Genomic DNA, 21,877 nt, shown 5'->3' on the forward strand with positions numbered 1-21,877 from the left:
CTACACCATCCTACGGCTTGGTCACGCCGGCTGCCGTGCCGCCCGGGCGAACTCGATGAAGGCCTTGAGCACCGCCGGCACCTGGCGGCGGCTGGGGTAGTAGAGGTGCAGCCCGGGGTAGTAGGGACACCAGTCTTCCAGCACCTGCACCAGACGGCCGTCGGCGACATGCTCGCGGACCATCTCCTCGAACACATAGGCCAGGCCGCTGCCTTGCAGGGCCGGGCCCACCATCAGGCCGACATCCCCCAGGGTCAGCGGGCCGTCCACCTCGATCTCGAGCTGCATGCCTCCGCGCTCGAACTCCCAGCGGTACAGGCTGCCGCTGGGGAATCGGTGGCGGATGCAGGGCAGGCCCTGCAGGTCCTGGGGCTTCTGCGGCCGTGGATGGCGCGCGAAGAACTCCGGCGAGCCCACCACCACCGAGCGCATGTAGGGGCCGAGCGGCAGGGACACCATGTCGGCCTCCAGGCGCTCACCGAACCGCACCCCGGCGTCGAAGCCGGCGGACACCACGTCCACCAGGGCGTCATCGGCCGATATCTCCAGGTTCACCTCCGGGTAGGCGGCGAGGAAGCGGCTCGCCAGGGGTAGCAGCACCAGCTGCGCTGCGGCACGGCCGGCACTGATGCGCAGGGTGCCCGAGGGGGTGTCGCGGAACTGGTTGAGGTCTTCCAGGGCGTCGTCGATATCGCGGAACGCCGGCCTGATCCGCGCGTAGAGCCGTTCGCCGGCTTCGGTGAGGGCCACGCTGCGGGTGGTGCGGTTGAACAGGCGCACCCCCAGGCGTTCCTCCAGCGCGCGCAAGGCGTGGCTCAGGGCCGAGGGGGAGAGCCCCAGCTCGACGGCCGCGCGGCTGAAGCTCAGGTGGTTGGCGATGCAGAGGAAGACGACCAGATCGGCGGCGGCGACGGCTTTCATTGCTGAATTCTGTTCAAAGACCCATGCAATTTTATTGGGATTATCACAGGAGTAAAGGCGCCATAAAGTGAACCCGACTCAAACAGAAAGCCCGCACGGTGCGGGTTCCCACACAGGAGAGTTGCTATGCGTACCTGGTTCATTACTGGAGCTTCCCGTGGTCTCGGTGCCCTCATCGCCGCCAAGGCGCTCGAAGTGGGCGATGCGGTCATCGCCACCGCCCGTAAACCCGAGGATGTGCTGGCCCGCCTCGGTGAACACCCCAACCTGCTGGCCGTGCGCCTGGACGTGACCCGCGAGAGCGAGGCCCATGAGGCGGTAGCGGAAGGCATCAAGCGCTTCGGCCGCATCGATGTCCTGCTGAACAACGCCGGCTACGGCATCCTCGGTGCGGTGGAGGAAACCAGCGGCGCGGAAGTGGAGCGCATCTACGCCACCAACGTGTTCGGCCTGCTCAACGTCACCCGTGCGGTACTGCCGCACATGCGCCGCCAGGGCTCCGGCCACGTCATCAACTTCTCCTCCCTGGGCGGCTACCAGGCCTACTTCGGCTGGGGCGTGTACGGCTCCACCAAGTTCGCGGTGGAGGGCCTGAGCGAAGCCCTGTACCAGGAGCTGAAACCCCTCGGGATCAAGGTCACGGTGGTGGAGCCGGGCTTCTTCCGCACCGACTTCCTCGACGAGCAGTCCCTGGTCAAGACCGCCCTGGAACTGCCGGACTACGACGAGACGGTAGGCGCCATGCGCCGCTTCGCCGAAGGCGCCAACCACGCCCAGCCGGGCGACCCGAACAAGTTCGCCGGTGCCGTACTGGAGCTGGTCAACGCCGAGGTGGCGCCCCAGCGCCTGCCGATCGGCAGCGATGCGGTGCAGCGCATCCATGACAAGCACAGCCTGGTGGAAGGCGAGCTGGCGGCCTGGAAGGAGCTGGCGATGTCCACCGATCTTGTGGAGTGATGACCGCTCGGCGATCCGAGCTTCGCCTGAACACTCGCCCCGGCATTTGCCGGGGCGAGTTTTTTTGCATGTCGCGCACCGCCTGTTTGTAGGATGGGTTGAGCCTGCGATACCCATCAGCGCGGTCCGCATGGGTATCGCTCCGCTCAACCCATCCTACGGGCTGGCTCGCCCCGGTTTTTGCCAGGGCGGCTTTTTTCGCATCGAGAGGAGATGCACCGCTTCGAAGGCGGTGCGCATGGCGCACACTACACGGAATCAACCGTAGGGTGCGCCGCGCGCACCGAATCGGGGGGACTACCGACCGCCCTCAGCTCAACACATAGTCCACCGGCTCCAGCGCCGGCGGCAGGTCGCGCTGGCCCAGGGCATCGAGGACCTCCCGCTCCAGGGTGCGCACCAGCGCTTCGAGGGCGAGGTCGTTCTCATCGAGGCCGAAGGGGTCTTCCAGTTGGTCGCCGATGGCATCCAGGCCGAAGAAGGTGTAGGCGACCATGGTGGTCAGGATGGGGGCCAGCCAGCCCAGGGAATGGGCCAGGGCGAAGGGCAGCAGCAGGCAGAACAGATAGATGGTGCGGTGCAGCAGCAGGGTGTAGGGGAAGGGCAGGGGTGTGCCCTTGATCCGTTCGCAGGTGGCCTGGGCGGCGGACAGGCCCGAGAGGCGCGCCTCCAGGTTGGTGTAGCGCCACTCGCTGATCTCGCCGCGGTTGGCCAGCTCCGAGCATTGCCGGCCGACGCGTCGCAGGATGCCGTCGCAGAGGTTGAGGCCGTAGGCTTCCGGGGCGTCCGCCAGCCAGGGGCGCGCAGCCTTGCGTTCGTCCTCCTCGCGCAGCCGCGCCTTGAGCCCGTGGGCGAAGCCGCAGAGCTCGCGCAGCAGGCTTTCCCGCAGGGCCGGGTCGCTGATCGCCACGCTCTGGCGAATGAACGAACGCACTTCCACCATCACCTGGCCCCAGGCCTTGCGGCCCTCCCACCAGCGGTCGTAGCAGGCATTGTTGCGAAAGCTCATGAAGATCGACAGGGACAGCCCGAGCAGGGTGAAGGGCATGGCATCGACCCGGCTGAACCAGCCGGGGTAGAGGTTCTCCACCACCACGATCAGGCAGGCCAGGAGGGTGACCATCAGGGTGCGCAGGGCGATGTGCCGGGCGATGGAGCCCTTCAGGGTGGTCAGGATGCTCAGCAGGTTGGGTTTGGGGCGGACGATCATCGAAGTACCTGGCGCCAGGGAGTAGGACCAGGTGAAAGCTAAGGCGTCGGGACGCGTGGCGTCCAATCGCTGGTCATGACCGGGTCATCGATGAAGTCTATCAAGGCTTATCGGCCATACCTGTGGAGTAGGGTAGCCAATAGGTATCGTCGATGGCTGAGGGTGACGCCGAGGGGCGCCACCCATCTCGCGAAGGGCTTACAGACCCAGCTCGGAAAGCCCCGGATGGTCATCCGGACGGCGGCCGAGGGGCCAGCGGAACTTGCGCTCGGACTCCTTGATGGGCAGGTCGTTGATGCAGGCGTAGCGGTTGAACATCAGGCCGTTCTCGTCGAACTCCCAGTTTTCGTTGCCGTAGGAGCGGAACCAGTTGCCCGAATCGTCGTGCCACTCGTAGGCGTAGCGCACGGCGATGCGGTTGTCGGTGAAGGCCCAGAGTTCCTTGATCAGCCGGTACTCGCGTTCCTTGATCCACTTGCGGGTGAGGAAGGCCTTGGCCTCGGCGCGGTTGTTGGCGAACTCGGCGCGGTTACGCCACTTGGTGTCCAGGGTATAGGCCAGGGACACTTTCTCGGGGTCGCGGCTGTTCCAGCCATCTTCGGCCAGGCGGATTTTCTGGATGGCCGTTTCACGGGTGAAAGGGGGAAGTGGCGGACGAACTTCAGCGTTAGAGGACATGAGCTGTCTCCAATTGAAAGAGCGGTTCTAGAGTTGAAAGCTGCCCGCTGGCAGGTATCCCTATTTACCCAGCAGTGTGCGCGCAACCTCCAGCGCATCATCCGCCGAGCTGGAATCCCCCAGCACATGGGCAACGGTAATGGCGCCATCGATCAGGACCAGAAACCGCCTGGCCAGGGCATCCGGATCGGGGGCGCCATATTCCTGGCAAATCGTTCGAACGAACTCGAGCAACTTCTCTTTGTGCTCCTTGGCGACCAGCCGGACGGGGTCCTGCGGATCACCCGTCTCGCCTGCGGTATTGATGAAGGCGCAACCGCGAAAACCTTCGGCCAGGAACCAGCCCTTGAGCACGCTGAATATCTCCAGCAGGCGTGCCTCGGGGGTCTCGGCCCGTTCGACCGAGGTCATGAACCAGTTCATCCAGCGTTCGTCGCGGCGCCGCAATACCTCGGCCACCAGTTCGTCCTTGGTTCCGAAATACTTGTAGATGGTCTTTCTCGAGACACCCGATTCCTTGACCAGGAAGTCCATGCCGGTGGCCTGGATGCCGTTCCTGTAGATCAGGTCTTCGGTGGTTTCGAGAAGCTTTTCTCGGGCGTCGGAAGTTGATTTGCTGTCCATGGAAGAGAAGGTAGAACGATCGTTCTCAAAGGGCAAGCGGCTTCGCTGGAAAAGTTACGAACGGTCGTCCCGATCCCCAATCGAAATAGCCATATCGCGAGCCGGCACCTTGCCTGCGGGGCGGGCAGCGGGGCGGCAGCGACTATACTTGCCAGCAACTTTGACCTTTGGGGGGAGAACCCGTGCTTCCGGGCGCGCCTGCGGCCGGAACACGAAGCTGTTGCACCGCCGATGATCAATGCGCGCACCACCGGCGCCTGGGCATCGGCAACGAGGCGACGAGAACATGGCGTTCGCAATCATCCTGGTGATCATCGCTGTCGCGTCTGTTCTGTTCCATCTCCTGGCGCCCTGGCACCTGACCCCGGCTGCATCCAACTGGGGCTCCATCGACACCACCCTGCTCATCACCCTGCTCATCACCGGTGTGTTCTTCGTCGCCATCGTCGGCTTCATGGTGGTGGCGCTCATCCGCTTCCGCCACCGTGAGGGCCGGCGGGCCGCCTACGAACCGGAGAACCACAAGCTGGAATGGTGGCTCACCGTGGTCACCTCCCTGGGCATCATCGGCATGCTGGCGCCGGGCCTGGTGGTCTACAGCGATTTCGTCCGGGTGCCGCAGGACGCCTATCCGCTGGAGGTGGTCGCCCAGCAATGGCAGTGGGCGTTTCGTTTTCCCGGCGCGGATGGCCAGCTGGGCCGCGCGGACGTGAAGTGGGTGAACGGCGGCAACCCGCTGGGGCTGGACCCGGACGACCCCCTTGGCCAGGACGATGTGCTGATCCGCAACAACGAGGTGCGCCTGCCCCTGGACCGTCCGGTGAAGGTGCTGCTGCGCTCCAAGGACGTGCTGCACAACTTCTATATCCCGCAGATCCGCGGAAAGATGGACATGGTCCCCGGCATGGTTTCGCACTTCTGGTTCACCCCCACCGTGGCCGGCAAGTACGAGATCCTCTGCGCGGAGTTCTGCGGGGTGGGGCACTTCAACATGCGCGGCACGCTGCTGATGGAACCCCCCGAGGTGTTCGACCAGTGGCTGGCGGCCCAGCCCACCTTCGCCCAGACCCTGGCCGCCGTCGCCAAGCCCGACCAGGGCGGCCTGATCGAGAAGGGCCGGCAACTGGCAGAGAGCCATGGCTGCCGCGCCTGTCACAGCCTGGACGGCAGCGCCAGCCTGGGACCGGGGTGGAAGGACCTCTTCGGCCGCGAGGAGAAGCTCGCCGATGGCAGCAGCGTGACGGTGGACGACGCCTACCTGCGCCAATCCATCCTCGATCCCAAGGCACGCCTGGTGCAGGGCTATCCGCCGGTGATGGTGCCCTATACTTTCAACCAGGATGAGCTGGCCGCCTTGGTCGCCTACATCCAGTCCCTCAGTGCCGCCGGGCAGGGCGCCTCCGGCGGTGATGCCGTGAGCCAGGGCCAGCGCCTGGCCGAGTCCCTTGGTTGCCTGGCCTGCCACAGCCTGGACGGCAGCAAGGGCATAGGACCCAGCTGGCAGGGGCTGTACGGCAAGCACGAAACCCTGGCCGATGGCAGCCAGGTCGAGGTGGACGACGCCTACCTGAAGGCGTCGGTACTACAGCCCGCTGCCCAGTTGGTCCAGGGGTTCGCGCCGGTGATGCCGGCCTTCACCCCCAGCGACGCGGAACTGGACGCGTTGATCGCCTTCATCAGGTCCCGGGCGAATCCCGACGCCACCGAGAAGGAACCGGCGCCTTAGCAATGGACGGACCCCGACGCGTTACGGAGGGTTTCCGATGGCCCATGTCGAGCATGCAGAAGCCGACGCGCTGCACGAGCCCAAAAGCTTCCTGACCCGCTACATCTGGAGCCAGGACCACAAGGTCATTGCCATCCAGTACTCCCTGACCGCGATCTTCGTCGGCCTGATCGCCCTGGTGCTGTCCGGCCTCATGCGCATGCAGATCGGCTTCCCCGGCAGCCTCGAATTCATGGACCCTGCCGCCTATTACCAGGCCATGACCATGCACGGGATGATCATGGTGATCTACCTGCTCACGGCGCTGTTCCTGGGCGGCTTCGGCAACTACCTGATCCCCCTGATGGTGGGCGCGCGGGACATGGTGTTCCCCTACGTCAACATGCTCAGCTACTGGTTCTACCTGCTCTCGGTGCTGGTGCTGCTGGCCGGCTTCTTCGTCCCCGGCGGGCCGACCGGGGCGGGCTGGACCCTCTATCCACCCCAGGCAATCACCCAGGGCACGCCGGGCACCGAGTGGGGCATCGTGCTGATGCTGGTGTCCCTGGCGATCTTCATCGTCGCCGCCACCATGGGCGGGCTGAACTACGTGACCACCGTGCTGCAGGCGCGGACACGGGGCATGACGCTGCTGCGCATGCCGCTCTCGGTGTGGGGCATCTTCATGGCCTCGATCCTGGCGTTGCTGGCGTTCCCGGCGCTGCTGGTCAGCGCGGTGATGATGCTCTTCGACCGCCTGCTGGGCACCAGCTTCTTCATGCCGGCGCTGATTTCCATGGGCCAGCCGCTGGAGCACCAGGGCGGTAGCCCGATCCTCTTCCAGCACCTGTTCTGGTTCTTCGGCCACCCGGAGGTCTACATAGTCGCGCTGCCGGCCTTCGGGCTGGTGTCGGATCTGATCAGCACCCACGCGCGCAAGAACATCTTCGGCTACCGCATGATGGTCTGGGCCATAGTAGCCATCGGCGTGCTGAGCTTCGTGGTCTGGGCACACCACATGTACGTCAGCGGCATGAATCCCTACTTCGGCTTCTTCTTCGCCATCACCACGCTGATCATCGCGGTGCCCACCGCGCTCAAGGTCTACAACTGGACCCTGACCCTCTGGCACGGGGACATCCACCTGACGGTGCCGATGCTGTTCGCCCTGGCCTTCATCGTCACCTTCCTGGTGGGCGGCCTGACCGGGCTGTTCCTCGGCAATGTGATAGTCGACATCCCGCTGTCGGATACCTACTTCGTGGTGGCGCACTTCCACATGGTGATGGGTGTGGCGCCGATCCTGGTGGTGTTCGGCTCCCTCTATCACTGGTTCCCGAAGGTCACCGGGCGGATGCTCGACGACCGCCTCGGCAAACTGCATTTCTGGATCACCTTCCTCGGCACCTACGCCATCTACTTCCCCATGCACTACCTGGGCTTCCTCGGCATGCCGCGGCGCTACTACGCCTACCCGGACTACGAGTTCATCCCGGCCTCGGCCCAGGACCTCAACGCCTTCATCACGGTGGCGGCGCTGACCGTGGGCGTGGCCCAGCTGCTGTTCCTCTACAACCTGGCCTGGAGCACCTTCAAGGGCCGGCCCGCCGGCGGCAACCCCTGGAAGGCCGCCAGCCTGGAATGGCAAACCCCGGACACCCCGCCGGTGCACGGCAACTGGCGGGAATCGCTGCCGGTGGTGCACCGCTGGCCCTATGACTACAGCGTGCCGGGCGTGCGCCAGGACTTCGTGCCGCAGACGGTCTCCGAGGAAGAACTGGAACGCATGCGCGAGGCCGACCGGGCCGCCACGGAGCAGAAATCATGAGCGGGCAGCTCTGGAAGGGCGCCGATGGCGTCGAACCCGGCGGCTGGAGCGACGGCCTGGAGCGTGAAGCCTCGGCGCGGGCGCGGCGGCGCACGGCCAAGGTCGGCCTGGGGGTGTTCCTTGGCGTGGTGAGTTCGCTGTTCCTGTTGTTCCTGTTGGCCTTCATCGTCCGTTCCCAGGTGGCGGACTGGCGCCCGCTGACCGACCCGTTGGCGCCCCTGGCCCAGCCCTGGATGCTCTGGGTGAATACCGGGCTGCTGCTGTTGGCCAGCGCCAGCCTGCAGTGGGCGAAGATGAGCCGCAGCCAGGCCTGGACGACCCTGGCGTTCCTCCTCGGCGGGGTCTTCGCCCTGGCCTTTCTCGCCGGCCAGCTCTGGGTCTGGCAGTGGCTGGGCGCCCGTGGCTACCCGGTGGCCGGCAATCCGGCCAACAGCTTCTTCTACCTGCTGACAGGGCTGCACGGCCTGCACCTGGCCGGCGGCCTGGTGGCCTGGACGCTGGTGGCCCGGCGCATGTTGCGCCAGGGGCCGAGCGACAGCCTGCGCACCGGCGTCGAACTCTGCGCCTATTACTGGCATTACCTGCTCGGGCTGTGGCTGCTGCTCTTCGCGGTGCTGACCAGCACTCCGGAAACCTACCAGGCCATCGCGGCCTTCTGCGGACTGAGGTGAGGCCATGAGCACAGGGCAGAACCCCTCGACCTGGCAGGCGGTGGTCCAGGACTGGTCGTCGGATCGCGATGCCTTCAAGGGCGTGCCCTGGGGCAAGGCGATGATGTGGATCTTCCTGCTCAGCGACACCTTCATCTTCACCTGCTTCCTGATCGGCTACATGTCGGTGCGCATGAGCACCACGGCCACCTGGCCCAACCCCAGTGAAGTCTTCGCGCTGACCATAGGCGGGAGGAGCATCCCGCTGATCCTCATCGCCATCATGACCTTCGTGCTCATCACCAGCAGCGGCACCATGGCCATGGCGGTGAACTACGGCTACCGCCGCGATCGCGTGCGCTGCGCCTTGCTCATGCTGACCACCGCCGCCCTCGGCGCGACCTTCGTCGGCATGCAGGCCTTCGAGTGGAGCAAGCTGATAGGCGAGGGCGTAAGGCCCTGGGGCAACCCCATGGGCGCGGCGCAGTTCGGCGCGAGCTTCTTCATGATCACAGGCTTCCACGGGATGCACGTGTCGGTGGGGGTGATCTATCTCTGCACCGTGGCCTTCAAGGTGCTGCGTGGGGATTACGAGAAGCGCGGGAACTACCAGATAGTCGAGATCGCCGGCCTCTACTGGCACTTCGTCGACCTGGTCTGGGTCTTCATCTTCGCGTTCTTCTACCTGTGGTAGAGCAGGGGAGCATCGACATGGCTCACGCCGAAGGGCAGCAACACCCGATCAGCCTGTACCTGAAGATTTGGGGGCTGCTGTTCATCCTCAGCACCCTGTCCTACCTGGTGGACTACTTCCACTTCACCGGCTATTTCCGCTGGACGATGATCATCGTGCTGATGCTGCTGAAGGCGGGGCTGATCGTCTCGATCTTCATGCACATGGCCTGGGAGCGCCTGGCGATGATCTACGCCATCCTGGTGCCGCCCCTGTGCCTGCTGGTGCTGGTGGGGCTGATGTTCGCCGAGGCGAACTACGTGTTCTTCACCCGTGGCCTGTTCCTCGGGCAGTAGGTTCTGATGGTGGCCGGGAGTAACCGTAGGATGGGTTGAGCTTGCGATACCCATCAGCTCTTTCAGCATGGGTATCGCTCCGCTCAACCCATCCTACTTGCTACTTGCTACTTGCCGTCGCGCTTGTCGCTCATCCAGCGCAGTACCTGCTCGCCGTAGGCGGGTGGGGTCTTGCGTGACACGCGGCGGACGATATCCAGCACGGTCTGCTGGGCCAGGGCTTCTTCCATGCGCTGCTGGGCCTGGAGCATCACGGCGTGGATGGTGCAGGGGCCGAGGCTGCCCCAGTCCGGCGCCGGGCAGCCTTCCTCGAACACCGCGCAACGCTGGCGTACGTCGCGGCATTCGAAGATCTGCTTGTCGCCATCGATGGCGCGGACGATATCCAGTACCGATATCTCGTCGGCGGGCCGCGCCAGGCGGAAACCGCCGCGCACGCCTTCGGTGGCCGCCACCAGGCCGGCCTTGGCCAGGCGCGTGAATACCTTGGCCAGCAGTTCCGGGGGAACACCCTGCAGTTCGGCCAGGGTGCGCACATTGGCCTCGCGGCCGTCACCCTTTTCGTCCGTCAGGAACAGCAGGCAATGAATGCCGTACTCGACCCCCGCGCTATACAACGCCATCTTCAACTCCGACTGCTGCTATCGCCTCAATCGAGGCCCGGGCCCGCCCATAGGTCGGGCGGCGGCCAATGCTACGGAATAATGGCGCTACCGCCCAGGCTTGCGGGACGTCCGGGCGGCCGTGAATGCAGTCGAACCCTTCAGCCCTGGCTTTCCTTGCTCTCCAGCCGGGCCTGGCGTTCCTCGCGCTGGGCTTCCTGCAGTTCCACGTCGCTGCGTACCTGGGCGTGGCTGATCAGGGCGAAGATGAAGCTGCCCCCGACTATGTTGCCGGCCAGGGTCGGCATCGCGAACACCAGCCAGTAGTCCACCCAGGCCAGCTCGCCGGCGAACACCAGGTAGAAGGCCTCCACCGAGCCGACGACGATGTGGGTGAAGTCGCCGAGGGCCATCAGCGAGGTGACCATGACGATGATCCAGACCTTGGCCTGCTCCTGCGCCGGGATCATCCACACCATGGTGGCGATCATCCAGCCGGAGACTATGCCCTTGGCGAACATCTGCCCGCTGTCGCTTTCCATCAGCTTGCGGCCGATGTCGAGGAAGGCGGCATCGGTGGCCGCATCGAAGATCGGCAAGTGCAGCATCACATAGGCCACCAGCAAGGTGCCGGCCAGGTTGCCCAGCAGCACTACGCTCCAGAGCTTGCCCAGGCGCGCGAAGTTACCCGGTGAGGGCTTGTTCATCACCGGCAGCACGGCGGTCAGGGTGTTCTCGGTGAACAGCTGCTGGCGGGCCAGGATCACCGCCAGAAAGCCCGCCGAATAGCCGATGCAGGCGATGGCGTGGGCGCCCTCGACACCCTCGAGGCGCGCTCGCAACAACCCCATGGCCATCAGCGAGAGGCCCATGGACAACCCCGCCGCCAGGGCCGACCACCAGAGCGCGGTGGCGGTGCGCTGCAACTCCTTGTCGCCCTGTACGCGGATGATCTCGTGGACCACCGCGGCGCGTGGCGGCTGGTTCTTGTGCACTTCTTGCTGTTCGTTGGCGGTCAGTCCGGGGGTCTTGGCGCTCTTGCTCTTGTCCATGTCCGGTCTCGCACGTGGGGGATGGCATGCTGTTGTGACCGCCGTGCCGCGCACGGCGCTCCATGTCATCCATCGCCCAGTGCGAGCGACTCCCTCGACCGGCCCCTTATTGGGGCTGGACGTCCTTGTAGATCACCCCGTCCTTCATGATGACCAGGAAGTTCTTGGCGGGGTTGGCGACCAGGCCGATATCCGCTGCCGGGTCGCCGTCCACCAGGATCAGGTCGGCGAACGCGCCCTCACGCACCACACCCAGCGCACCGGGGTAGGGGTTGCGCTTGCCCGAGAGCGAGAGCAGCTCGGCGTTGGTGCTGGTGGCCATGGTCAGGATCTCCGGGGCGCTGTACCAGCGCGACAGGCTCGCCAGGATCTGCCCCTGGCGCGTGGCCAGCGCGGCGGAGAACAGCACGTCGGTGCCGAAGGCGGTCTTGAGCTTGTACTTCCTGGCCAGCGCGTAGGCGTTGTCGTTGCCGGCGAAGACTTCCATGGCCTTGCGCCGTTCTTCCGAATTGGGCGGGAAGGCGTTGGCCAGCTCATCCGGGAAGGGCTGGATGCTCAGCCAGATGTCGCGGCTGGCCATGTACTTGGCGGTCTCTTCATCCATCAGGCTGCCATGCTCGATGCATTTCACCCCGGCGGCGATGGCCCTTTGGACGGCTTGCGGGGTGTAGGCGTGCACCGCGACGTAGGTGCCCCAGTTTTCGGCCGCTTCCACCGCGGCGCGCAGTTCCGCCTCGGTGAAGGTGGTGACATCCAGCGGGCTGTGGGGCGAGGAGACGCCGCCGCCGGCGGTGAGCTTGATCTGCGAGGCGCCTTGCATCAGCTGTTCGCGGACGCGGACCCGCACTTCATCGGGGGTGTCGGCGATGGCGACGTTGCCGGTCTGCTCCATGTGCGTGGGGGTACCGCCGATGGCGCGGGGCAGGTCGACCGACTGGCGAAAATCGCCGTGGCCGCTGGTGACGGAAATCATCGCGCCCGATGGGAAAATCCGTGGGCCGGGCACCACCTTCTGGTCGATGGCCCGCTTGAGGGCGAACACCGAGCCCCCCACATCGCGCACGGTGGTGAAGCCACGCATCAGGGTGTCGTGGGCCTCGGCGGTGGCCAGGATGTTGAGGAATCCTACGTCGGGGTTCTGGATACTGGCAAAGTTCGGGCGCACGAACATCGCGTGCCAGTGCGCGTCGATCAGGCCCGGCATCAGCGTTCGACCGCCCCCGTCGATGACCCGCGCACCCGCGGGGGATTCGATGTCGCCGGTGGACACGCGTTCGATCAGGTTGCCGCGAACCAGCACGTTGTTGCCGGTGGAGGAACTGCTGTTCTGACCATCGAAGATCCGCACGTTGCGAAACAGCGTCGCGGCCGGCTGTGGCTCGGTGGCGCCAGCGGCGTCGGTCTGCGCGTAGGTAGTGGCCGAGACGGCACCGATGGCCAGGAGAATCAAGCTAACGAGGGTTCCATGCCGTTTCATCACATCTCCAGCCCCTGGGATTAAGGTCCACTCAGTCCAGTCGAAAATGCGTCTCCTGTCGAATGGCCAACCGCAGCGACCTGGTTGAAGGCTGGAAGCGGGCGGCCGGCTCGAGCAGAACCGGCCGCCCCGGTCATCAGGCCTCGATGACGTTCACGGCGACGTCGATGTTTCCGCGAGTGGCTTTGGAGTAGGGGCAGATCTCGTGGGCTTCGTGGGCCAGGGCCTCGGTCACTTCACGGGGCAGGCCCGGTGCGCGGACGTTGATCCGGGCCTGGAGGAAGTAGGCGTTGCCGGTCATGCCCAGGTCCACCTCGATATCCACCGCCAGGTCGTCCGGCAGCGCCACCTTGCGCGACTGGGCCACCAGCCCGATGGCGGAGATGTAGCAGGCCGACCAGGCGCCGGCGAACAGCTGCTCGGCGGTGGGGTGGGCCACTACTGCGTCGAACACCTGCGCCGGGGCGCTGCTGCCGGGAACCGACAGCTTGAGGTCGACGCGGCCATGGTCATTGCGCGCGGCGCCTTCACGGCGGCTGAACTGAGTGTTGGTCTTGCCGGTGAACAGTACTTTTTCGATCTTGGTCATGCTGGCGATCCTCGGTAGGGGTGACCTGTCTGCAGGTCGTTGAGCTGGGTTTCGAGTTGCTATCGTATGCGAGCAGATCGGATGCGATGTGTGAATCTTTGCGCACAAATAAATTGCTGTCAACGAAGTGATTGGCTGTGCCGCCGAACGGTAGGCAACCCCATGGCGCGGTCAGTGGCTGGGGTAGGCGGCCAGGATGCATTCCACGGTGCCGAGTTGGCCTTGCATGTACGCCGTCCGGGCAAAAAGGCTGAACGATCCGCAATGGCGTCGCGTCGGAAAGGGGGTAGGCCCCAAGTGGGTCATCCAACCCTTAACGGGCTCGGCGCTGCGTCGAGCCGGGAGTACGGACCGATGGATATCAATGACGACCGCAAAGAGATCATCCACACCCTCAACAACCTGATCGAGACCAGCAAGGACGGCGAGGCCGGCTTCAAGGTCTGCGCCGAGGACGTCAAGCGGCCGGACCTCAAGCAGCTGTTCATGGAGCGTTCGCGCCAGTGCGGCACCGCGGCGGTCGAGCTGCAGCGGGTTGTAGTGGAAATGGGCGGCAAGCCGGAGGACAGCACCAGTGTGAGTGGCGACCTTCATCGCCGCTGGGTGGACCTGAAGTCCCTGGTCACCGGCAAGGACGAGGTGGCCATCCTCAATGAGGCCGAGCGTGGCGAAGACGTTGCCAAGAAGCACTTCGCCGAAGCGCTGCACAAGCAGCTGCCCACCGACGTCCGGGCCATCGTCCAGCGCCAGTACGAAGGCGTGTTGCGTAACCACGACCAGATCAAGGCCCTGCGCAACGTCGAGCGTGCCCGCAGTTGAGTGAGGAGGGGCCGCCCGGTGGCGGCCCTCTCCGTGGTCGCCAGCGAGCGGCCAGGCATGACGAACTCGCGTCTGACGCGAGGAGGTTGAAGATGAAGAGTCCCGTGAATGGCTGGGCGCCGGCCAAGCGATTTGGCGTCAAGGTTGCGGTTCATCTGTCCCGCCGACGTCGCCGCGCCAAGCCTGTGAGCGGCGGACGGGGCTGAGCCATGCCGACCCTGCCGAGATTGCGCAAGCGCCCCTATACCGAACTGCCGAGGCGCTCCGGCGTCGGCTTCGTGCCTTCGCCCAACACCGCCCTGGGCTTCCTGCTGCCGAGGATCCGATGATGACCGAGCAACGCTGCGCCTGCGCCAGCTGCAGCTGCGTGGTGGACGCCAGGGCCCTCGTGCGCGACGGCAAGGCTTATTGCTGCGCCGCCTGCGCCGATGGCCACAAGGATGGCGAACCCTGCCACGAAACCGGCTGCCACTGCGCCGAACTGGCGCAACCCAGGGAGTCCCGGGTGGACCAGGCCCTGGAAGAAACCTTCCCCGCCAGCGACCCCATCTCGCCTTGAGCCGCTGACCCCGTAGGGTGGATGGCGCTCTTCCATCCACCAATGGCGCCACACCGGACCTCGAACGGTGGACCGATGAAGCGTGGTCCACCCTTGGCTCACGGAGCCTGCTTTCGTAGGTTGGGTCGGGCGGCGTTCCGCGAGCGAAGCGAAACCCAACGTTTTGGGGGTGGGGCCTTGATTACGGTTCGTTGTCGAGTGGGCTGCGGGTTTTGTTTCGCCCTCCCGGGCGAGTCCCTTTTACAGTCACCTAGAAGGAAGCAAAACGCTTGCCCCTGCATCCGGCCCCGGCTGCGCCGGGGTTCCCTCGTTCCATCCTTGCTCCGGGGGCCGCCCCCTGACTCGCTGCGCTCGCCCTTCGGGCCAGCCTGCGGCTGTTACTTCGCTTCGCTCCGTTTCGCAAGGACTGCACTCGGCCTCCTGAAGGGGCGACTCGCGTGGCGTCATCCTCTCTGCTTCGTTTTAGGTCGGTACGGGCATCAGGCGCGAGTCACCCCTCTCCCGCTTGCGGGAGAGGGGCGGGGGAGAGGGAAGTACAAGGCCGCTGGGGTGCGCACCCACATGCTGGTGTGCCTGGGGGCGACGCTGTTCGTCATGTCCCTGGAGCAGGAGGGCGCCGGCCACGACGCCATGTCGCGGGTGATCCAGGGCATAGCCGACGTCAAGGGCCTGACCACCGCCGCCGGCATCTGGTCCGCGGCCGCCATCGGCGTGGCCGTGGGGCTAGGCCGCGAGGGCACCGCGGTGCTCGGCACCCTGATGGCTCTGGCGGTGCTGCATGTGATGCCGCTGCTGGTGGACGCCAGCCCCGATGGCGGCAATGGCAAGGACCACTAGGGCCAGTCCGCAGCCCTGGTTTGGACCTACCGATCGGCCTATCGACGGCAGGTGCCGAACGGTCATCAATCTCCCCGACGAAGGCTCCGTGGATGAGCTAAATATGAGTTTCGTCCACCCACGATCATGGGGGGCAGCGATCGCGCGCCCCATGGAGAGCCGATGAGGAAAAGACTGGAACAACGCCTGCAAACCCGGTTGTCCGGACAGATGCCTGGACACATCGTCAGCTGCGTGATCGATATGGACGGCGGCGTGTCGATCACCATCGAGCAACCGGCATCGGGAGAAAGCTGGCTTATCTCGGGTATCCCCATGCAGTCGCTGGTTGGGCGCGGCGCCATGGAGCGCACCGTGGCGCAGATAATCGGTGAGATCCACTCGTTGCGCGGCGAAGCGCCGCTGCTGCTGGCTACGGACGGCAACACCTAGTTTCGCCACGTCGGCGAGACGGTCATGGGTGAAACGCTATCGGCTGCGTTTCACCCTCGATATCCTCCCTTTCGACTTCCTCCCGGCTCATCGCGGTACCGAACAGTTCGTGTCCGATGTAATATGCGCTGCAGGTCAGGCCGGACCTGACGCCCGCGAGAGATGCCGACATGAACGACATACAACCCCATTCCAGCCAGCCGGACACCGCAGCGGAACTGAAGCTGGCCGACTACCTGTGCTTTGCGGTGTATTCGACCAACCTGGCGTTCGGCAAGGTCTACCGGCCGCTGCTCGATGAGCTCGGGCTCACCTACACCCAGTTCGTCACCATCATCGCGCTGTGGGAAGAGGACGATCAGACCGTCGGCGGCCTGGGCGAGAAACTCTTCCTCGAATCCAACACCCTTACGCCGATCCTCAAGAAGCTCGAAGCCCAGGGCTACCTGGTGCGCGCCCGCGACAAGGCCAACGAACGCCAGGTGCGGATCAGCCTGACGGAAAATGGCCGGCAACTGCGCGAGCGCGCCTTCAGTGTGAGCCTGGCTAAGGCCTGTGGCCTTGGCCCTGCCGAGTTCGCCAGGCTGCAGAAGGAAATCGTGACCCTGCGCGACAACCTGCTGAAGTCGGTGCGCGGCGAGTGAGGGCAGGGCGGCCAAGCTGCCGCCCGCCGCTGTATCCGCTTGTATCTGGCATTTGTCTGCATACAGAGGCTTGCAAGAAGCCCCACGGCCGACACATCGGCCCCACATGCCGAGGATGAAATGGAACTCCGCTTCCACTCATCGAAAAGGCATGACCATGGCACACCTCCGTACGCTCACCATCCTGGCGGCACTGGCCGCTTTCGCCGGCCTGGCCCAGGCCCATGAAACCGGCCAGGAGCCGGCCCCCGCGCAAAGCTGGCAGAAAGACCTCAAGCGCGCGGATCTGCTGCGCAGCGACCTGGACAACCCCGGAACCGAAGTGATCCAGGCCCGCGTGGATTTCGAGCCGGGCGTGGCCTCTCCCAAGCACTCACACCCTGGTGTGGAAGTCGCCTTCGTGATCGACGGCACCTTCGAGTACCAGCTCGCGGGCCGGGCACCGGTGACCCTCAAGGCCGGCGAGTCCCTGTACATACCCGCCGGCACGCCCCATGTGGCGAAGAACGTCGGCAAGGGCACTGCCTCGGAGCTGGCGACCTACATAGTCCGCAAGGGTGAGCCGCTGTTGAAACTGGAGCCCTAGTCCGCAGGCAGTGGGGTGAACGTGCGGCGGTACTATTTTCCGATATCCGGATTATTCAGATTCCTTCGGCGCTTGTGGGACAATCCGCCGCTTCCCAACCCTGTTGCCGTCATCGAGATCCCCATGCCTTCGATTGCCGATGCCTTCCCTCCGCGGCCTTGCCGATGCGAGGTCCGCCCATGAATGACGCCACTGTCGAGCTGGTGCAGACCGGTCCCGAACAGGCCGATCTGATCCGCAATCTCTACCAGTACTACGCCTACGAGTCGTCGGACTGGGAGGACGAGGACGTGGAGGTGGACGGCCGCTTCTATATCCATGAGGAGCACCTGGCACGTTACTGGCAGGAACCGCAATGGAGCGCCCACCTGGTATTGGTGGATGGTTTCATCGCCGGCTTCCTGCTGATCGAGCGCAGCGAGCTGGCGGGATTCGACGCGCTGGAGCTGTCGGACCTGTTCATCCTGAAGAAGTACCGCCGCCATGGCATCGGCAAGACCCTGGTCACCCAGGTGCTGCTGGGTGGCGACCATGACTGGCTGGTGCGCTTCTACCGCGAAGACGAGGTCGCCCTGGCGTTCTGGCGCAGCGTGCTGGATGAACTGCCGAGGCCGGTGCGCAGCGTGGAGCCGGATGACGATCCGCACCTGCTGAGCTTCCTGGTGACCCGCTCGGTCCATTGAGCACGCCGCGCTAAAGCTGTGCGGCAGGATCATCAGACTGTCAGTTTCGATCATTGAGCCTGGGTTTCGCGGGTCTTATCGTCGTTCTTCAGTCACCCGCTGGGCGCCGGACGGTTGCCGAGCGGACCTCCACAAGAAGAACAAACGAAAGGAACACCCCATGTCCGAACTGACCCTGCATCCCCTGGCCGCGGCTTCGCTGCAACGCTGGCACGAGATGGTCGAGAAAGGCGACTTGTCCGCGCTGCCCGAACTCCTGGCCGAAAGCGTGGTGTTCCGCTCCCCCATGGCGCACACGCCTTATCCGGGGCCGGTGGTGGTCGCGGCGATTCTCGGCACGGTGATCCAGGTCTTCGGCGACTTCCGCTATCACCGCCAACTGACCACGGCCGATGGCCTGAACGTGGTGCTGGAATTCAGCGCGCGGGTCGATGGGCGTGACCTCAAGGGTATCGACATGATCCGTTTCGACGAGCAGGGCAGGATCATCGACTTCGAGGTGATGGTTCGCCCCATGAGCGGCCTGCAGGCCCTGGGCGAGGAGATGGGGCGGCGGCTGGGTGCCTACCTGGCCAAGCAGAAGGGCTAGGCCACACCGCCGCACCACTTGCCATGGGCGGGTGGCTCAGTCCTTGTTTGACGTGGGCAAGGTGAGGACCGGCGGCGTATGGCACTGGCGGCAGGACTGTACCGGCCCGGCGCTGTGCAGGGCCTGCAGCTTCTGCAGGTGGCAGCCACGGCACAGCTCGTGGAAGTCCCGTTCCATGCGCAGGGCCAGGTGCGGCGTCTTCTTGTGGCAGAACAGGCAGGTGCGGTCGCCGCTGGGCGCTGCCGGCGAGCGGTCGGCGTAGTCGTGATGGCAGGTGATGCAATTGACCTTGCCATGCAGGCCATGGTCGAAATTCAGCGGCAGTAGCGGTCGCTCGCGCACGAGTTCGGCGTGTCCCTTGACCAGGCCGTAGGCGAGCAGCGCCACCAGCAGTACTGCGGCCAGCAGGTAGAGCCTTTTCATAGCGGCAGGTCCGTGTTGGCGACCAGGGCGAAGCCTCCCGCCAGACCCAGGGCCGCCAGCAGCAGGGCCAGGCTCAGTCGCCTGGCGATGGGCGCCGTATTGCGTCGCCGCTTCTCGGCTTTCCGTTCCAGGGGCGCCTGCGGCAGCAGCGGCCAGAGCAGCGCGACGCCGGTCAGCCCGCCCCAGAGCAGTGCCTTCCAGAGCGCCCCGGTGTAGTAGCCGACGCCGATCACATGGACCGCCATCAACACCAGCAGCAAGGCGCTGAGGCTAAGGTGCCAGCGCCTGAAACGCAGGTGGTGACGCCATAGCCGCTGGCGTATCGCCGGCAGGCTGATGGGCACCAGAATCAAAAGGAGCAGGGCGGCGAGGGTGCCGCAGAGCATGGTCCAGGACGCCGAGGGCAGCAGGTAGTCCACTGTCTGCGGTTCGCTCACCAGCAGTACCGCGATATGCAGCGCCAGCAACAGGGCTGCCACGTAACCGAGGTCACGGTGCAGGGCCATGAAGAACTTGCCGTCGAAGTAGGGGCGCGACAGGGGGCGGCCGGTATAGATGAACAGCAGCAACAGCAGCAGGCCCGCGAGCAGGCCTGCGGCGTTGGCGAAGTCCCAGCTCGGCGCGAGCCCGGGTTTGGCGCCCACCAGGAGCACCAGGGCGAAGGGCAGCAGGCAGAAGATCGCCAGTCTGAGGGTGAGTGCAACCATGCATGGCTCCGGTCGATGACTTCCTGTCGATACGCGCGGTATCGACAGGATTTTCACCACATATGGCGGCCGGGGACTTGCGTCTGCCTGTCAGATTGCTTGGCAGGCGTGCCTGGTTGGTGATTCGCAACCGACGCGCGGGGGGAGCAAGGGCCGTCCTTGGCCCATCGGCGGCTAGGCCTGTCAGTGCGGCGCGCGGTGGCGAATGGTCTTCAGCAGGTCGTCCGGGCTGATCTGGCCGACCACGTTGCTCGCGGCGCTGCCCGGTTGCGGCAGGTCGAGGATGTGGCCCTTCATCTTGCCCACCACGTGCATCTCGCAGGGTTTGCAGTCGAACTTCAGGGTCAGCACTTCATCGCCATGGACCAGCTGCATCGGCGCGACCTTGGTGCGCACGCCGGTCACGCCCTTGGCCTGCTTCGGGCAGAGGTTGAAGGAGAAGCGCAGGCAGTGCTTGGTGATCATCACCGGCACTTCGCCGCTTTCCTCGTGGGCCTCATAGGCTGCGTCGATCAGTTGCACGCCGTAGCGGTGGTAGAAGTCGCGGGCCTTCTGGTTGTAGACGTTGTAGAGGAACGACAGGTGCGCCTCGGGGTAGACCGGCGGCGGCACGCTGACGGCCTTGCGATGGCCGTGGGGGTGGGCCTGGACGCGGGCTGCGGTCAGGGCCTCGATGGCGTCGCGGCGCAGGGCCTTGAGCTGGGAGTTGGGAATGAACCAGGCCTGGGGCGCGTCCAGTTCGATGCGTCGGGCGTGGTAGCTGGTGGTGCCCAACTGGCCGAGCAGGTCGTGCAGTTGCTCCAGGGCCTTCTCCGGTTTGTTCGCCACGCCGAAGGGGCCGTCCAGCTTGACGCTGACGCTGACGCCTTCCTCGCTGGTGGCGGTCAGCTCCAGCTGCTCTTCGCGCAGGCGGGCGGTCCAGTCGAGGCCGATGCGGCGCTCGGCGGAGGTCTTCTGCAGCGCCTGTTGCCAGTTGTGGTCCAGGTTGCGGTTCAACGGATGGTTGCGCTGCAGGCGGGCGAGGGCGGCCGGCATCTCGTTGGGCTCGACGCGGTAGCGCCAGCGCTTCTCGCCGTCTTCCTCGAACTCGTCCTGCAGCTCGGCGATGTTGGCGCGGAAACCCACCACCTCGCGCTTGACCAGCACGTTGAGGCCGTCGCCGTTGGACAGCGGGTCATGGGTCACGGCGATCAGGTCGCGCTTGCCGACCTTTTCCACCTGGCCTACCGAGAGTCCGGTGAAGGTCGGGGTGTCGAAGGCGCCGATGTCGATCTTGCGCTCGGTGACGAAGTAGTCGGTGCTGCCGCGGTGGAAGGTCTTTTCCGGGTCCGGCACGAAGAAGTGCTCGGTGCGGCCGCTGGAGGTGCGGGTCAGGTCCGGGCGCTCGGCGAGGATACCGTCCAGCCGCTGGCGGTAGTAGGCGGTGATGTTCTTGACGTAGCCGGCATCCTTGTAGCGCCCTTCGATCTTGAAGGAGCGCACGCCGGCGTCCACCAGGGCGCTGAGGTTGGCGCTCTGGTTGTTGTCCTTCATCGACAGCAGGTGCTTCTCGAAGGCCACCACGCGGCCCTGGTCGTCCTTCAGGGTGTAGGGCAGGCGGCAGGCCTGGGAGCAGTCGCCACGGTTGGCGCTGCGGCCGGTCTGGGCGTGGGAGATGTTGCACTGCCCGGAGAAGGCAACGCAGAGCGCGCCATGGATGAAGAACTCGATGGCCGCGTCGGTCTGGTCGGCGATGGCGCGGATCTGCTTGAGGTCCAGTTCGCGGGCCAGCACCAGCTGGGAGAAGCCGGCCTGGCCGAGGAACTTGGCGCGCTCGAGGGTGCGGATGTCGGTCTGGGTGCTGGCGTGCAGCTCGATGGGCGGGATGTCCAGTTCGAGGACGCCCATGTCCTGCACGATCAGCGCGTCGACGCCGGCGTCGTAGAGTTGGTGGATCAGCTTGCGCGCCGGCTCCAGCTCGTCGTCGTGGAGGATGGTGTTGATGGTGACGAACACCCGCACATGGAAGTGATGGGCGAATTCCACCAGCCTGGCGATATCCGCCACTTCGTTGCAGGCGTTGTGGCGGGCGCCGAAGCTCGGGCCGCCGATGTACACGGCGTCGGCGCCGTGGAGGATGGCCTCGCGGGCGATGTCGACGTCGCGGGCGGGGCTCAGCAGTTCTAATTGGTTTTTGGGCAAAGGCATGGCAATCACGTCCGGCTTGAAGCTAGGGCGCCATTGTAGCGGCCCGTCGCCGCTCCGGCACCCCGCTACGCCCGGCGGTGGGCCGGGCA

General features: G+C 65.3%; 24 protein-coding genes and 1 pseudogene. 14 read left to right on the forward strand and 11 right to left on the reverse strand.

Annotated features, from left to right (window positions below):
* Window positions 1–21: 21 nt before the first annotated feature.
* A complete protein-coding gene (locus PCA10_RS13165; RefSeq protein ID WP_016492584.1) occupies window positions 22–921 on the reverse strand; it encodes a LysR family transcriptional regulator in 900 nt (299 codons plus the stop codon).
* Window positions 922–1,047: 126 nt separating this feature from the next.
* On the opposite strand from PCA10_RS13165, the gene PCA10_RS13170 reads away from it, so the two are divergent.
* A complete protein-coding gene (locus PCA10_RS13170) occupies window positions 1,048–1,878 on the forward strand; it encodes an oxidoreductase (protein WP_016492585.1) in 831 nt (276 codons plus the stop codon).
* Window positions 1,879–2,188: 310 nt separating this feature from the next.
* Here PCA10_RS13170 and PCA10_RS13175 read toward each other — a convergent pair whose 3' ends face one another.
* From PCA10_RS13175 to PCA10_RS13185, 3 genes are all read right to left on the reverse strand, one after another.
* Window positions 2,189–3,088, reverse strand: coding sequence for a bestrophin family protein (locus PCA10_RS13175; RefSeq protein ID WP_016492586.1), 900 nt, complete (start codon window positions 3,086–3,088; stop codon window positions 2,189–2,191).
* A 198-nt stretch (window positions 3,089–3,286) separates the two neighbouring features.
* On the reverse strand, window positions 3,287–3,766 hold the full coding sequence (locus tag PCA10_RS13180; protein ID WP_016492587.1) for a nuclear transport factor 2 family protein: 480 nt from the start codon (window positions 3,764–3,766) through the stop codon (window positions 3,287–3,289).
* A 60-nt stretch (window positions 3,767–3,826) separates the two neighbouring features.
* A complete protein-coding gene (locus PCA10_RS13185; protein WP_016492588.1) occupies window positions 3,827–4,390 on the reverse strand; it encodes a TetR/AcrR family transcriptional regulator in 564 nt (187 codons plus the stop codon).
* Window positions 4,391–4,676: 286 nt separating this feature from the next.
* On the opposite strand from PCA10_RS13185, the gene PCA10_RS13190 reads away from it, so the two are divergent.
* From PCA10_RS13190 to PCA10_RS13210, 5 genes are read left to right on the forward strand one after another with little or no spacing between them, the layout of a single operon-like run.
* Complete coding sequence (locus tag PCA10_RS13190) at window positions 4,677–6,116, forward strand: cytochrome c oxidase subunit II (protein ID WP_016492589.1); 1,440 nt, start codon at window positions 4,677–4,679, stop codon at window positions 6,114–6,116.
* Window positions 6,117–6,153: 37 nt separating this feature from the next.
* Window positions 6,154–7,923, forward strand: coding sequence for a cytochrome c oxidase subunit I (gene ctaD / locus PCA10_RS13195; protein WP_016492590.1), 1,770 nt, complete (start codon window positions 6,154–6,156; stop codon window positions 7,921–7,923).
* Entirely contained in the window at window positions 7,920–8,594 is a 675-nt protein-coding gene (locus PCA10_RS13200; protein ID WP_016492591.1) for a cytochrome c oxidase subunit 3, read from the forward strand. Before ctaD ends, PCA10_RS13200 begins: the two co-directional genes overlap by 4 nt.
* 4 nt (window positions 8,595–8,598) lie before the next feature.
* Window positions 8,599–9,267 (forward strand): heme-copper oxidase subunit III family protein, encoded by a 669-nt coding sequence (locus tag PCA10_RS13205; protein WP_016492592.1) that lies wholly within the window; start codon window positions 8,599–8,601, stop codon window positions 9,265–9,267.
* A gap of 17 nt (window positions 9,268–9,284) precedes the next feature.
* Window positions 9,285–9,602, forward strand: a complete 318-nt coding sequence (locus PCA10_RS13210; RefSeq protein ID WP_016492593.1) for a cytochrome C oxidase subunit IV family protein — start codon at window positions 9,285–9,287, stop codon at window positions 9,600–9,602.
* A gap of 107 nt (window positions 9,603–9,709) precedes the next feature.
* On the opposite strand, the gene PCA10_RS13215 is transcribed toward PCA10_RS13210, so the two are convergent.
* The 4 genes from PCA10_RS13215 to PCA10_RS13230 all read right to left on the reverse strand — a co-directional run bounded on the left by PCA10_RS13215 (window position 9,710) and on the right by PCA10_RS13230 (window position 13,322).
* Window positions 9,710–10,225: an RrF2 family transcriptional regulator gene (locus PCA10_RS13215; protein ID WP_016492594.1), complete on the reverse strand. Its 516-nt coding sequence runs from the start codon at window positions 10,223–10,225 to the stop codon at window positions 9,710–9,712.
* A 140-nt stretch (window positions 10,226–10,365) separates the two neighbouring features.
* Window positions 10,366–11,256, reverse strand: a complete 891-nt coding sequence (locus PCA10_RS13220) for a formate/nitrite transporter family protein (protein ID WP_016492595.1) — start codon at window positions 11,254–11,256, stop codon at window positions 10,366–10,368.
* A gap of 106 nt (window positions 11,257–11,362) precedes the next feature.
* On the reverse strand, window positions 11,363–12,733 hold the full coding sequence (locus tag PCA10_RS13225) for a metal-dependent hydrolase family protein (protein WP_041770250.1): 1,371 nt from the start codon (window positions 12,731–12,733) through the stop codon (window positions 11,363–11,365).
* Window positions 12,734–12,869: 136 nt separating this feature from the next.
* Window positions 12,870–13,322: an Ohr family peroxiredoxin gene (locus PCA10_RS13230; RefSeq protein ID WP_016492597.1), complete on the reverse strand. Its 453-nt coding sequence runs from the start codon at window positions 13,320–13,322 to the stop codon at window positions 12,870–12,872.
* 354 nt (window positions 13,323–13,676) lie between these two features.
* Between PCA10_RS13230 and PCA10_RS13235 the strand changes: the two genes are divergently transcribed.
* The 8 genes and pseudogenes from PCA10_RS13235 to PCA10_RS13270 all read left to right on the forward strand — a co-directional run bounded on the left by PCA10_RS13235 (window position 13,677) and on the right by PCA10_RS13270 (window position 18,471).
* Window positions 13,677–14,141 (forward strand): PA2169 family four-helix-bundle protein, encoded by a 465-nt coding sequence (locus PCA10_RS13235; protein ID WP_016492598.1) that lies wholly within the window; start codon window positions 13,677–13,679, stop codon window positions 14,139–14,141.
* A 328-nt stretch (window positions 14,142–14,469) separates the two neighbouring features.
* Complete coding sequence (locus tag PCA10_RS13240; RefSeq protein WP_016492599.1) at window positions 14,470–14,700, forward strand: metallothionein; 231 nt, start codon at window positions 14,470–14,472, stop codon at window positions 14,698–14,700.
* A gap of 531 nt (window positions 14,701–15,231) precedes the next feature.
* Window positions 15,232–15,537 (forward strand): annotated as a pseudogene (locus tag PCA10_RS13245) (MgtC/SapB family protein); the annotation flags it as partial.
* 162 nt (window positions 15,538–15,699) lie between these two features.
* On the forward strand, window positions 15,700–15,969 hold the full coding sequence (locus PCA10_RS13250) for a DUF1652 domain-containing protein (protein WP_016492601.1): 270 nt from the start codon (window positions 15,700–15,702) through the stop codon (window positions 15,967–15,969).
* A gap of 170 nt (window positions 15,970–16,139) precedes the next feature.
* Window positions 16,140–16,613: a MarR family winged helix-turn-helix transcriptional regulator gene (locus tag PCA10_RS13255; RefSeq protein ID WP_016492602.1), complete on the forward strand. Its 474-nt coding sequence runs from the start codon at window positions 16,140–16,142 to the stop codon at window positions 16,611–16,613.
* 157 nt (window positions 16,614–16,770) lie between these two features.
* Complete coding sequence (locus PCA10_RS13260) at window positions 16,771–17,199, forward strand: cupin domain-containing protein (protein ID WP_016492603.1); 429 nt, start codon at window positions 16,771–16,773, stop codon at window positions 17,197–17,199.
* 179 nt (window positions 17,200–17,378) lie between these two features.
* Window positions 17,379–17,882, forward strand: a complete 504-nt coding sequence (locus PCA10_RS13265; RefSeq protein WP_016492604.1) for a GNAT family N-acetyltransferase — start codon at window positions 17,379–17,381, stop codon at window positions 17,880–17,882.
* A gap of 160 nt (window positions 17,883–18,042) precedes the next feature.
* A complete protein-coding gene (locus tag PCA10_RS13270) occupies window positions 18,043–18,471 on the forward strand; it encodes a nuclear transport factor 2 family protein (RefSeq protein ID WP_016492605.1) in 429 nt (142 codons plus the stop codon).
* Window positions 18,472–18,507: 36 nt separating this feature from the next.
* On the opposite strand, the gene PCA10_RS13275 is transcribed toward PCA10_RS13270, so the two are convergent.
* The 3 genes from PCA10_RS13275 to PCA10_RS13285 all read right to left on the reverse strand — a co-directional run bounded on the left by PCA10_RS13275 (window position 18,508) and on the right by PCA10_RS13285 (window position 21,788).
* Window positions 18,508–18,894: a cytochrome c3 family protein gene (locus PCA10_RS13275; protein ID WP_016492606.1), complete on the reverse strand. Its 387-nt coding sequence runs from the start codon at window positions 18,892–18,894 to the stop codon at window positions 18,508–18,510.
* Window positions 18,891–19,601: a ferric reductase-like transmembrane domain-containing protein gene (locus PCA10_RS13280; protein ID WP_016492607.1), complete on the reverse strand. Its 711-nt coding sequence runs from the start codon at window positions 19,599–19,601 to the stop codon at window positions 18,891–18,893. Before PCA10_RS13280 ends, PCA10_RS13275 begins: the two co-directional genes overlap by 4 nt.
* A gap of 183 nt (window positions 19,602–19,784) precedes the next feature.
* Complete coding sequence (locus PCA10_RS13285; protein WP_016492608.1) at window positions 19,785–21,788, reverse strand: peptidase U32 family protein; 2,004 nt, start codon at window positions 21,786–21,788, stop codon at window positions 19,785–19,787.
* Window positions 21,789–21,877: the final 89 nt, after the last annotated feature.

Origin of the sequence: Pseudomonas resinovorans NBRC 106553 (genome assembly GCF_000412695.1) — a bacterium.
Lineage (GTDB): Bacteria > Pseudomonadota > Gammaproteobacteria > Pseudomonadales > Pseudomonadaceae > Metapseudomonas > Metapseudomonas resinovorans_A.